Here is a 13,343-nt window from a genome sequence, read left to right as displayed (position 1 = left end):
TACGAATGATGTTGCCTTACGTGAAGGATATTCTGTCCCAATCGGAAGGGTTGAAGGATGCTTTGGAAAATTTTGACCCGCGGGCATTAGAGGTCGTTCGCCAAGTGATCACCACCAGCCAATGTGATCGCATTATTTTGACCGGCATGGGCGCCTCATATTATGGGGCTTATCCGGCCTGGCTGAGGTTGTGTGGCTTAGATCTGCCGGTAATATTATGGGATACGGCGGAATTGCTGCACTATGCCCTGGATCAAGTGAATTCACGCACCCTGTTGTGGGTAATCTCACAATCGGGGGAAAGCGCAGAAGTTCATCGCTTGCTAGAACGATTGGCATCGAAACGCCCTAAACTTCTGATTGGGGTCACGAATAATCCGTCTAGCACTCTGGGAAAGACAGCAGAGATAGTCCTTCCGTTGCATGCGGGGGCCGAGCATATGGTTTCGACCCGAACTTATATCAATACCCTCGCCGTGACCTTACTGGCAGCGGCGGTGCTACGGGATGAACCGGTTTCCGCCTGCAAAGAGGCACTATGGCAAGGGCAGATGGCCATGGCGGATTATCTTAAGGCGTGGTCTCACCATCTGGATATGATCCGCGAAATGACCGAACGGTTGAGCCATCTTTTCCTTTTAGGACGTGGAGCCTCCTTCGCCAGCGCTCAAGAAGGCGCCTTAGTGCTCAAGGAAGCGGCGAAATTCGCCGCCGAGGGGATGGGCGCAGCGCAGTTCCGACATGGCCCGTTGGAGATCGTTGAGCCGGGCATCGCGGTGTGGCTTTTCGGCGGTGCGCAGCCAACCGTGGAACTCAACCGTACGCTGGGTCTGGAGATCAAGCAGTACGGCGGCGAAGTCACTTGGGTTGGCACGCAGCCGGTTGAGGGATTAACCTGGGTGCCCTTGCCCTCGGTACCAGAACTTGCGCTACCTCTGTTGGAGATCCTGCCGGTTCAAGCCCTTTCGGTTGTTCTGGCCGAAGCCAGTGGGCGTGAACCGGGTCAATTCAGGTATATCGGTAAAGTAACCACGCGCGAATGAAGCGGGTTTAAAGCGTGTAGCGATATAGATTGGTCTCGCGGCGCACGAAACCAATTTTCTGGTAAAGGCGGTTAGCGGCTTCACGCGAGGGACGGGAGGTCAAATCTACGGTTTTGACCCCTAACTGCGCCGCGTGTTCGAGGGCTGCCCGTGTCAGCGCTTCGCCAATGCCGCGACCGCGTGCGGCCTCATCCACGACCACGTCTTCAATCCAGGCACGGCGCCCGGTGGGGATGCGAAAAACCACGAGGGTCAGGGTGCCGACAATTTGCCCGTCCTCATCACGGGCAAGGAAGAGGATGCTGGCGTTCGAGTTGACCATCTCTTCGAGTTCTTGACGCGTAGGGGGCAGGCTGGAACTGGAGAGTTGGGGAATCAGACGTGCAAAGGCTTCAACCATATCATCGGTTACAGTACGTGCAATTTCGATTTGCATGTTGTCCTCACGGGATGGGAGTCTTGGACCCTGTGAATTTTACCCTAGAAACTTGACGGGTGGAGGTGGCCCATGCTACACTTGGGGCATGCTCTCACGAAGTGCTTATAACCATCATCGTCATCATCACGTCTTATCTCCCTAGCCGGAGCGGGTGGCACTGCCCATTTCCTGAACGACCACGATGTTGACCGAGAACCACCCCCGCAACCGGCGGGGGTTTTGTTATTTTACTTGGATGGAGGAGCCATGAATCTACGCATCTATGATCCTGAGACAGCACGAAAGACTCTGTTACAGCGCCAACCGCCGGATGTGCAGGACGTTCCTGCTGCAGTGCGTGAACGGATCCAGGCACTTTTCGGAGAACCGTTGACGCCGGCTCAGGCAGTGGCGCGCATCCTGGCCGATGTGCGTACAGGTGGTGATGCGGCTTTACGGCGTTGGAGCCAGCACCTTGATGGGTGGACTGCCTTGGATTTTCGTTTACCACCAACGGAACTTCAAAAAGCCCTTGCTCATCTTTCCTCTGATCTCCGGGGGGCGTTGGAAACCGCAGCAGAACGAATCGAGGCGTTTCACCGTCGCCAACCCCTGACCTCGTGGATCACGCAAGATTTAGGCGGCACGTTAGGACAACTGGTGCGTTCTTTGCGACGGGTGGGAATTTATGTCCCGGGTGGCTTGGCACCCCTACCCTCTACGGTGCTGATGAGCGCCATTCCGGCGCGGGTGGCCGGGGTGCGCGAAATTGTGTTGGTCACTCCACCTCAGCGCGGGAGCGACCGCCCAGCGGACGTCATTCTGGCAGCGGCGGCAATTGCCGGTGTTAGCGAGGTGTATGTACTAGGTGGGGCGCAAGCGATTGCGGCGCTGGCCTATGGCACCGAAACCATCCCACGAGTAGATAAAATTGTTGGGCCGGGCAATCTATTTGTTACCTTGGCTAAACAGCAGGTTTTTGGTGTGGTGGGGATTGATGGTTTGGCTGGCCCAACCGAAACGGTAGTGATTGCGGATGAAACCGCCAATCCCGAATGGGTAGCGGCGGACTTGCTGGCGCAGGCAGAGCACGATGTTCTGGCGGCAGCCATTTTGTTAACCCCCAGCGAAACCCTGGCGTATCAGGTGCAGCAGGCAGTAACGCGCCAGGTGGCCCAACTGCCGCGGAAAGACATTCTGGCGCTTTCTTTGGTTGGGCGTTCGGGTATTGTGCTAACCCGCGACTTGGAGGAAGCAATCGCACTTTCTAATGCGTATGCGCCTGAGCACTTGAATCTGGTAGTGGCCGATCCCTGGCGCTGGGTGGAGAAAATTGAGTCCGCGGGGGGAATTTTTGTAGGTGACCATTCGTATGAGGTTCTGGGCGATTATGCTGCCGGTCCCAGTCACGTTATGCCGACCGGAGGATCGGCGCGTTTTGCTTCGCCGTTAAGTGTGTGGGATTTTGTGCGTCTGATTAGCCTGGTAGCACTAGATCCACGTACTGCCGCAGAGGTGGGGCGGGTTTCGGCACAATTGGCGCGCGCCGAAGGATTAGAAGCCCATGCGCGTGCCGCCGATTTGCGTGCCGCAACAGTCAATCCTTGAGCAAACAAATAGAGCCTCCCCCCATCGGTGTTAGCGGGTGGGGGGATGTTTTGATCCTTTGGTTGTTCAGTACCAGATGCGATACCAGGTTTGGGTTTCGGTTTCCTGACCCAACACTTGCACGTTGACCTTTAATGTGATCACGGTTTGCGGTTCAAAACGTCCGGCGAAGAACGTCAGTTGAGTGATGCCGTCGGCATTGGTCTCGGCGGCGCGGTAGGTCAATCGTAGCCCCTCTGGCCCGATCAAGGTCATCGAAACATTGGCGTTGGCGATGGGGCGGTTATACTGATCGCGCACGATCACGTAAAGTGTCTGCTGGTCGCCAGAAGGGATCAACGCTTGTGTCACAAAGGCCTGGACGTGGGGGATCAATTGGGCGATTATAGCGCTGGGTGGGAGTTCGGGGCGGGTGAGTTCGGGATCACGGACGATTAGATCGAAATGACGTTTGCCTAAGTCGGTCAGGACAACCCGTTCGCCAGGTGGGTTTTCAGGCCACCACTCAAAGCGGGCCCGTTCAAAGTATTGAACGTAGCGCCGCTCGGCGATTTCCAAATCGGAGATGGGCAAGCCGAAATTGGTCAGGCCGTCATTTGCATCGTAGAACTGACGGAAGGCATAACAAACGGATTTGCCATTCTCAAAGCGGCGGCAAGCCAGTGGATCGGTGGGCACGGGTGCCAGGGGACCCGGCCCCGCATAGAGCAAACTACCTAGATTAGCAACCTTAACCCGTTCTACCCCGTTAGGCTCGAGGATAAGATCAAAACGGGCGCGCTGGAAGTACTGCACCGTACCCCAGCCGTGCTCGGTGAGCATCTGAAATTCGCCCGTGATGGGATACCCATACAGGCGGAGGGGATCGGCGACGCTGCGATATTGTGCCAGAAACACCCCCCGTACCACATGCCCATTGAGATACTCAAACTCGGGCATTGGCGTTTGGGCATACCCACTGCTGGTCAGTATCGCCAGGTAGAGTAGTAAGACTAAAGCTGCGGCATAGCGTGAAACTCCCCGCATATTTTTCATTATAGCGAATTTAATCGCAAGTGCAATGCCTAGACAGCGGTTTTTTACGCCATTTTTATGTGCTGGGTTTTATCGAATCTGCCAGCAAATATCGGTGATCCAACGCAAGATAGGTTGGCGGGTAAGCGGATCGGCATTCAAGGTGTCGAAGAGTTGCTTCCATCCAGATTCAGGGGTGTTATTGATCCCGGAACAGCCACCACGCTGTTGACAGGCTTGGTACTGTGTCATCACTCCTGCGAATTCCATCGGCCGACCGAGATGAATCGCGCCGTAGAGGCTGATGGCTTGCCACTGCCGAGCATTAACTCCGCTGGTAGCATAGATTTCGGGCAACGGCCAGGCGGGTAGGGCACCGTACGAGACGTAATAAACGTCAAATTGCGTCCAGGGGTTGGTTGAAGAATAAACCCAATCGGGATTAACACGCGTGGGACAACCAACGCATGCACCAAAGTTGTAATAAATGGCTTGTTCATTATCATAGTTGTCAAACCCGCTTACCCACCCATACGTAACATACGGGGTGTTCCAACCGGTAAGTTGAGAGTCCCATTCGATATCTATAGCACCGGCGACGCTCACCTGCCGGCTGTAGCCACTGTCCCATACCCATTGGATGAGGCGAACTATCATTTGGGCCCAGGCTTTGCCGTGTTCATAGGCATAGGTGCGGCGGGTGCTCTGATTGGTGGTGTTAGAACCATAGCCGCCGTAGTTATTTGTCCCAATGGCAACCATTACCTGCGATTCTTGATCCTCAGCACTGCAAACCCAGTAGCCCTGGATGTAGGCTTTGACGGCGGCTTCGATGGCGCTGATCGGCACATAGTGCCAATAGGGACTGAAAAGGCCGGCGCCGGGTTTGTTAAGATCTCCACCATCAAACCACCCCTGACCGAAATTCAACACCACCAGGCTGTCCTGGGCGCCAGGGAGGGCACGATCACGACGCCCCAGGGCACACCCTAGGTCATATATGTGGGCGGGAGTTTCATCTTGAATGTAGTAACTGGTGGCATATAACGGTGTGGGTTGGTAGTCGCGGTAGATCACGGGTAAAAAGAGGCGCGACGTGGCGCTTGCGCTTTGGGCTTGGGACGGGATGGGCTGAGTCAGCGGCGCAAACACGAAAAAGCTGAGTAAAAAAACAATCAGAGCAAGCCCCTTCAAGCGTTGAATCGGGTTTTCTGTAGAAGACGGCATCATGTACCTGTCAGGTTGCAAGAACCAGGCCACGGAGTGGCAGGAAATGACGAGGTAAACGGCATTATATCAATATAGGGCTTACCATTTTGTAAACTCAAATTCAGGTCAAAACGGCAGGCAGACTATTGTCAGAATATTATCTTTCACATAAGATTTAAGCAACCGGTTCAGGCGCTGTGGAGAGCAGGCGGGAATCGTAATCCCTGGTGCGCTTATAACCTGGAGCAAGCACCTATTAAGGAGGCGGAATGAGCAAAGCCCGATTACTCATAGTGGAAGATGATGTAGATATTGCAAATATGCTCCGGCTTTTCTTCAAAAGCCAGGGGTATGATGTGGATGTGGCGATGCGCGGCAGTGAGGCGTTAGAAAAAACGCGTCAGGGCCTGCCGCATTTGCTGGTATTGGATATTATGTTGCCTGATATTGACGGTTATGAGGTGTGCCGTGCTTTACGTACCAACATCCGCACCAGTCACATTCCCATTCTCTTTCTGACCCAAAAAGACGAACGTAGTGATAAACTCAAGGGCCTAGAATTGGGAGCGGATGATTACATTACCAAGCCGTTTGATATCGAGGAACTTAAACTTCGGGTACAAAACGCCCTGGCGCGGGCAGAGCGCGAGAGCCTTACCGACCCGCAGTCGGGCTTGCCGTCTGGACGTCTGATCGAGGATCAACTGCGCAAAGTCATTCGCCAACCTGATTGGGCGTTCATGGATATTCGCATCAACTACTTTGATGCCTTCCGCGATGTTTACGGCTTGATTGCGGCCAACGATGTGGTGCGTTTCACGGCAATGTTGCTGAGCGAAGTGGTAGATGCCGTGGGGACTCCCAATGACTTCATTGGACATGCAGGCGGAGATAACTTTGTCATCTTCACGGCCAGCCAAGTAGCCCCGCGCTTGAAAGAAGCCTTGAAACAACGCTTTGCCGAGGCTGTGCTCAGCCACTATAACTTCATGGATCGCCAACAGGGGTATATCCTGGCGCCAAGTCGGGCAGGCGAGATGGTCAAGACGCCCTTTATGAGCCTGGCTATTGGCGTGGTGACCCCTGCAACGCATTCATTTACCGATATTCGCGAGATCACTGAGGTCGCGGCTGAAGAGCGTCGTCGCGATGCTCTGCTTGCCGCCGGATAGGCGGTGTGGCGGGTCATGTCACTAGCGACTTTGTTTTGGGGCTTACTCTTTGTCATTGTAGGCGCAGTAGCCTGGGGGGCAACGCGTTGGTTGAAGCGGACGTTGCCAGGAACAAAATGTGCTTCAAATCCTGTTGGGGCGGGCGAAAACGAGCATGCCGACAGCCTGAACGAGGCGGTCATCGTGATCCAACCCGGTGGTCGAGTAACTTGGTTGAACGAGCCTGCCCGAACGTTGTTTGATCTCCCTGCGGGTGCTTATCCTAACTTGGAAATGCTAGTGCGCAAAGTGCGCCCGCCAGAACTTTTCCTAAGCCTGTGTGCCCATGGTGGGCAAGATTTGGTAAGCTTGGGGGGACGCACGGTTGAGGTGCGTGTTTTGGCTACCCCTCTGGATGGGCAAGCCTACCGTCTGGTATGGTTGCGAGAAGCCAACCTGGCCGGTGAATTGACGCGCAAATCGGCTCTGCCGGCCCAGACTTTGCAAACATTTTTACAACTCACCCAGGCGATTGCGGCTAGTCTGGACTTAAATGAGACTTTACAAGCCGTTCTGGACAGCCTGGAGCGCTTGCTACCGGCCGATATTTGGGAAATTACTCTGTGGGATGCAGAAGCAGGCGTGCTGTGGCCTTATCGGCGCCTGGCAGGACATCGTTTGGAGCGGGTGCCTCGCGGCTACGCTCTGGATGAGGGCTATTCTGGCTATTTGGCGCGCACCCGGCGTCCTCTTCTTCTCTCACGGGTCGAGGAACGTTCTGACTTGCACCAGGCCATTGATCGGCAGTCTTACCCTCTACGTTCTTATATGGGGGTGCCGCTGATTGTTGGCAAAGAACTAATTGGGACGCTGGAACTAGGTTCTCTCACGCCAGATCATTTTCAGCCCCCGGATCTTGAATTACTGAGGCTAATTTCAGGACAGGCGGCAATTGCCATTCATCATGCCTTGCTTTATCGCCAGGAACAGCGGCGAGCGACAGAGCTGGCCGGGCTGGCGCAGTTTGCTCAGGTGTTTGGGTCGGTGCGCGATCCCCAGGAACTTTTTGAGCGGTTGATCAACAGCATTCTCCCCTTGCTTCCGGTCAACATCTTGGGATTTCTGGTGTTCAATGAAAATACGCGGCGTTTGGAAGCCCAGGCGCCATTTATTGGGCTACCACCTGAATTCTTGGACATGTATCGAGTGCCGGTCGGGGCGAATTCCCCCCTGGAGAGGGCTTTGCTGGAGCAAGATGTTCTGATTACCGAAAATGCTGTGGAGGATTCACGCTGGCACGAATTAGGATTGCACCATTTAGCGGTGGCGGCTGGGTTGCGTGAGACCGTACTGTTGCCGTTGGCTTCGGTGGGTCGGATCTTAGGATATATGCAGGCGTCCAACCGCCTCAACGGAGGAATGTTCACCCAGGATGAAATTCGTTTAATGATGATTATTGCCAATCAAGCGGCACCAATAATTGAAAATGCCACTCTCGTTCAGCAGAGCCGTCAACGAGCGCAACGTGCTGAGGCGTTGCGTCGGATTGCCAGTTTGGCCAGTTCTGCAGCGACGCTGGATGAGATTTTGAAGTATTCCTTGCAAGAACTAGTGCGTCTACTTCGCGCCGATTGCGCTGCTATCTTTTTGCTTAACACCAGCCGCACAGCACTCGAATTACACCGCTTTTCATATTTCGGCGAAGTTGTACAAGATGGAGGGATGATCCCGCGCTTGTTGGTAGATGATCCGCAGTTTCCTTTTACCGTAACGGGCAGTCAAGATGCACTCCACAGCGGTCGCTTATCCTTTGAAACTACCTTAATCCCTTACTATCAACATCTACGCCAGACTTGGGAGATCGAGTCGGTAGTGGTTGTGCCTCTGGTGGTGCGCAATGAAGGGATTGGTGAAATCTGGGTGGGTAGTCGGCGTCCTGAGCAGTTTGATCATGCGGATCTTCAACTGATGTTTACGGCAGCGGGGCAGTTGGCTGGTGTCGTTGAGCAGGCCACTCTGCGGGCTCAAACCGATGAGACCCTACGCCAGCGGCTGGAGCAGTTGACTGCTCTCAATCGCATTACACGCGAACTGAGTACATCACTCGACCTTGAGCACTTGATGGAAATTGTTTATGAGGAAGCCTTGCGCATCACGCGCGCTGACTGTGGTAGTCTGATGCTGTTTGATTTACAGCGGGCATCTCAGGGGAACAAATGGCCGTTACGCTTGAACTTGGGTGAACCAATGCCAACGGAACTGGGGGCATTGGAGCGACAGGCACTGCAAACCGGACTGCCAGTTAATGTAAATGGGGAAGAAATCTCCTCAGATACGGTTGCTCTTCTCCATGAGGGAATAACTTCACTGTTGATTGTGCCCATCTTCTATCGCCAATATCCAGCCGGTTTGATCCATTTACATGCCCGCCAGGTTAATCATTTTGGATCCGCCGTCACTGAGGTCGTGCAATCGTTGGCCGCACAGGCCAGCGTAGTTCTCTCAAATGCCTTGCAATATGAAGAACAGGTGCAACGCAGTGAGTTGGTGCGGCGGCAATTGGAAACCTTTGCCGAACTTTATCGAGTCTCGTCGTTTCTCTGGCCCGATCAATCCCTGGAAGATGCATTGGCAGCAATTGCACGGGCGATTACGCAAGCCACGCCTTTCCGTGCGGTGCTGATCAGCGTCTATGATCCTGAGGAAGCGCATTTGGTGCGCAAGATTAGCCGTGGACTTACCCCAGAGCAGTGGGAAGAAGTTCGTCAGCGCACCTTGCCTTGGTCGGCGTTGGAGGCAGTGCTCCGTCCTGAGTTTCGTTTAGATACACTTTACTACATCCCGGCAGATCGAACCCCAGTCTTGCCCGACTCTATTCACTGGGTCAATGTTATGCGCCCTGAGGATGGGTTACCCGTAGTGGAAGATATGTGGCACCCGGATGATTTGCTTTTGGCGCCGCTCTATGATGACACAGGCCAGCCGTTGGGCTTAATCAGTGTGGATGATCCCAGCGATGGTCGCCGTCCGGATCGAGCGGCTTTAGATGCCTTAAGCCTTTTCGCCGCCCAGGCCGCACTGGTCATTGCTCGTCATCGCCATCTTCAAGATTTGCAACAACGCCTGGCTCATTATGAGGAACTGCAAATTGAAGAAACGCGTCGGCGCGAGAGCCTGCGCTGGCAGCGCGTGCGCGAGGGCTTTGCGGTTGTGGAAGAGGCTTCTCGTCAGAGCAGTGTTGAGGGCGTATTGCGTAGTGTTGCCTGCCAGTGGTTGGAGCGATTAGAGGGAATGGCGGCCTTAATTGCCGAACAGCGCCCTTCTGGCCCTCACTTATGGGAGGTTATTGGTACTCAACCACCAAATTTGAATCCGCAAGCCCTGTTGGGCCAGCGCAATCCTCTCCTTCAGGCTTTGAACGAAGGAACGCCATTAATGGTAACAGATGTTCACGAGGAACCGGCGTGGCAAAATAGTCCACTATTGCAGGGGTGGGGGGCACAAGCTTTTCTAACCCTGGTATTTGAGCCTAGCGCGGGGCGCCGAATAGGGGTGTTGGTGTTGATAGATCATCCATTGCCACCCTTCGAGGGAGAGGATATTGGCTTTTACACCCAATTCTCGCGCCAGATTAGCATTACGTTGCAAAATCTTGAACTATTGGAAGGAGCGCGTCGTCGTCTGCATGAGGTTAACTTGCTCTTGGATTACAGCCGAAAATTGGGGAGTCTAAGCGAAGCCGATTTACTGCAGGCACTATGTACAACTGTATTGGAGGTCATTCCAGAAGCCGAGGCGGCTTGGGTGGCTCTATGGGAGCCGCGGAATGAGGTGTTAATCCCTCGCGCAGCGTGTGGTTATGCTGATGAGACCGCCTTAAGGCAGATTCGCTTTGCGGTTGAATATCAAAATGATACCATCCTGGCCCAAGCCTTTCAGCAGGGGCAAGTGGTGTGTATTGATGAGGTTAACTTTGTCCGAGATTATGCCTTGAGCGGGGAGGATTTGTTGCTCTATCGGCATGCCAACCAGGGAAAACTACCATTATCCACGCTGGTGTTACCTTTAGGTAGCGGAGAGCGAGTGTTAGGGGTGCTGGTTGTTGAGAATTTCAGCCAAAATGCGGTTTTTACCCCGGAGCATCAGACGTTAGCTCATTCCCTGGCACAGCAAACGCTTCTGGCTTTGGAAAATGCCCGTCTGTTCCAGGCGGCGGGGCGGCGTTTAGAGCAACTTCAGGCGCTCACTCAGGCTTCGGCACGTCTCTCGGCCAGTCTCACTGAAGAAGAGGCAACCTCGGCTCTGATGAACGCATTGGGAGACGTGATCACATATGATACTGCTGCTCTCTGGCTACGCGAGGGTGATGTTTTGCGCTTGATCGCGGCACAGGGTTTTGCTGATCATGAGCAACGCGTGGGTTTGGAAGTGCGTCTGGAAGATAGCCGTCTATTCCAGGCGATGCGCGAGCAGGGGCAGCCAATTTTAGTGGCAGATATTCGTCGAGACGAACGCTTTCCGAGCCTTCTGGAGCCGGAGCGTTTATGTTGGTTGGGATTGCCTCTTCTGGTTCAGGCCGACTTTATCGGTGTATTGGCTTTGGAGAAGGCTGAAGCGGGTTATTACTCCTCTGAAGATGTGCAGGTGGGGGCAACCTTTGCCAGCCAAGCGGCGTTGGCGTTGGCGAAGGCGCGCCTGCTAGAAGATAGCTGGCGGCGCGCCGTGGAACTAGACCAACGTTCAGAACGTTTGGCACTGCTGTATAACCTATCAAATGAATTAGGGGCTTCCTTGGATTCGGCGCACATCCTGAGCCTAACCATGCAACGCTTACGAGATGCGTTGGGCGCCGACATGGCGGCGGTGCTGATTTGGGAGGAGGGAAAAGTCTCTTTGGCTATACTTACCCCGCCGGGGGAAGCAACATTACCTCAACCCTTACCCGACCTCGCGCTCTTTGAACGCTTGCAGGAAACGCGCGGGATTTATATTGTGGGGGACATTCACGGCGAGATGGAGATGATTGAGTTGGTTCGCGCATGGCCGACACTGGCAACAATGCGCTCTCTCATCATGGTGCCCCTGGCGAGTGTTCAGGTGATGCAGGGGTGGGTCGTGTTGACTTATGCTCAGGAGCATCGCTTTGCCTCGCCAGAATTGGAACTGGCGCGAACGATCTGTAATCAAGCCGCGGTAGCTTTGCAAAACGCCCGCTTGTTTGCCGAAACCCGTGCCCTCAAAGAGGATCTAGAGCAACGAGTCGCCTTGCGTACGGCCGAACTGCAACAGGCGAACCTGGAGACGCAAACTCTCTTGCGTGTGATCACAGAACTCTCGGCCAGCCTGGATATCCATCAGGTGTTGACCCGGGCCCTAGAGGTGCTCAATCAGGCCCTCGATGTGGAGGTCAGCCTGGTGCAGTTGATGCAAGGTGAGAGTTTCCTGCGTATGGTGCCTGATTTGGACCTGGAGCCGAAAGCCCTAATTGAGGCCGTCAAACCGCTACACCAGCGTGTGGTGAACCAACGCTTGCCTCTGTATTGGGATAATCTTGGCGCAAGCGAGGATGGGGAGACCAACGTTTTACGCGCTATTGGCGTGCAGGCCGTTTTGAGCGTGCCTCTGATTTTGGGTGAAGAGGTGCTTGGTTCACTGTTCCTAATTCACCGTCAACCAGGATACTTTCGGGAAATGCACCTCCATTTAGCCCAGGCCATTGCGCGCCAGATGAGCATCACCCTGAGCAATGCTGAACTCTTTGGGCTGATCCGCGATCAGGCAGAGAGTTTGGGGCAGATGGTGCGCGAACAGCAGATTGAAGCCAGTCGCTCGCGGGCAATTCTCGAAGCTGTGGCTGATGGGGTCATGGTGACTGGTGCTGATCTGCGTATTACGCTGTTTAACGCTTCGGCGGAGCGTATATTGGGCTTGCAGGCAAACCTGGTGCTCAATCAGTCCCTAGAGCGTTTTAGCGGTCTTTTTGGTGAAGCTGGCCATGCCTGGGTGCAGACGATTCAACGTTGGTCGGAGCAGGCCGAGGCGGCGGATGCCAGCGAAACGTTTGCCGGTCAAATGGTGCTGGAAGACCAGCGGGTGGTGGCCATACACGTTGCCCCGGTCTTCTGGCGTGATCACTTCCTGGGCACGGTTTCGATTTTCCGTGATGTGACGTATCAGGTACAGGTGGATCGTCTAAAGTCAGAATTCCTGGCTAATGTTAGTCACGAATTGCGTACTCCTCTCACTGCGATTAAAGGCTATGTGGATGTCATGCTGATGGGGGCGGCGGGCACCATTACCGAATCTCAACAACGATTCCTGCGCATCGTCAAAGAGAATGCAGAGCGCCTGATTCGAGTGGTGAATGACCTGCTGGATGTTTCGCGCATTGAGGCTGGGCGCGTGGAACTCAATCGGGCGGCTTTTGACTTGGCCAAAGTGGTGAGAGAGGGTTTGCAGGCGATGCAGGCGCGCGCTCGGGAAGAATCCCGTAACCTGATTTTTGAACTCGATCTGGCGCCCACTTTACCGCCAGTTTATGGCGACCGGGAACGGGTGCGCCAAATTGTGGAAAGCCTGCTGTCCAACAGTTATCATTACACCCCGGATCAGGGGCGCATCATGCTCAGAGTTTACCCCATAAGCGAACACGAGGTGCAAGTGGATGTGCGAGATACCGGGATTGGCATCCCTATTGAAGATCAACCGCGCATTTTTGAGCGTTTCTACCGCGGTAATAACCCCTTGGTGATGGCGAAAGCCGGCACCGGGTTAGGGTTAGCTCTGGCGAAAATCCTGGTCGAGATGCAGGGTGGACGAATCTGGTTCACCAGCAGTGGTATTCCGGGAGAGGGGAGCACCTTCTCATTTACTTTACCGATTGCGGAGCGTTGAGGGAAT

The 13,343-nt window shown here is 54.4% G+C and carries 7 protein-coding genes; 4 read left to right on the top strand and 3 right to left on the bottom strand.

What is annotated here, in order from left to right; genetic code table 11:
* Positions 1 to 5: 5 nt before the first annotated feature.
* Entirely contained in the window at positions 6 to 1,043 is a 1,038-nt protein-coding gene (locus AC01YT_RS04880) for an SIS domain-containing protein (RefSeq protein WP_476673212.1), read from the top strand.
* Between the two features lie 7 nt (positions 1,044 to 1,050).
* Here AC01YT_RS04880 and AC01YT_RS04875 read toward each other — a convergent pair whose 3' ends face one another.
* Complete coding sequence (locus tag AC01YT_RS04875; RefSeq protein WP_476673210.1) at positions 1,051 to 1,479, bottom strand: GNAT family N-acetyltransferase; 429 nt, start codon at positions 1,477 to 1,479, stop codon at positions 1,051 to 1,053.
* Positions 1,480 to 1,728: 249 nt separating this feature from the next.
* Between AC01YT_RS04875 and hisD the strand changes: the two genes are divergently transcribed.
* Positions 1,729 to 3,069 carry a histidinol dehydrogenase gene (hisD, locus tag AC01YT_RS04870; protein ID WP_476673208.1) on the top strand — a complete coding sequence of 447 codons (1,341 nt, stop codon included), beginning with the start codon at positions 1,729 to 1,731 and terminating at the stop codon, positions 3,067 to 3,069.
* A gap of 66 nt (positions 3,070 to 3,135) precedes the next feature.
* Here hisD and AC01YT_RS04865 read toward each other — a convergent pair whose 3' ends face one another.
* Positions 3,136 to 4,095, bottom strand: coding sequence for a hypothetical protein (locus tag AC01YT_RS04865; protein ID WP_476673206.1), 960 nt, complete (start codon positions 4,093 to 4,095; stop codon positions 3,136 to 3,138).
* Between the two features lie 78 nt (positions 4,096 to 4,173).
* Positions 4,174 to 5,310 (bottom strand): hypothetical protein, encoded by a 1,137-nt coding sequence (locus tag AC01YT_RS04860; RefSeq protein WP_476673204.1) that lies wholly within the window; start codon positions 5,308 to 5,310, stop codon positions 4,174 to 4,176.
* A 251-nt stretch (positions 5,311 to 5,561) separates the two neighbouring features.
* Between AC01YT_RS04860 and AC01YT_RS04855 the strand changes: the two genes are divergently transcribed.
* On the top strand, positions 5,562 to 6,464 hold the full coding sequence (locus tag AC01YT_RS04855) for a response regulator (protein WP_476673202.1): 903 nt from the start codon (positions 5,562 to 5,564) through the stop codon (positions 6,462 to 6,464).
* A gap of 15 nt (positions 6,465 to 6,479) precedes the next feature.
* The gene (locus AC01YT_RS04850) at positions 6,480 to 13,337 is read left to right on the top strand and encodes a GAF domain-containing protein (protein ID WP_476673200.1); all 6,858 of its coding nucleotides are present in this window, start codon (positions 6,480 to 6,482) and stop codon (positions 13,335 to 13,337) included.
* Positions 13,338 to 13,343: the final 6 nt, after the last annotated feature.

The organism is Thermanaerothrix sp. (genome assembly GCF_056331585.1).
Note: the sequence above shows the minus strand (reverse complement) of the source record. Positions and strands in the feature narration are given on the sequence as shown.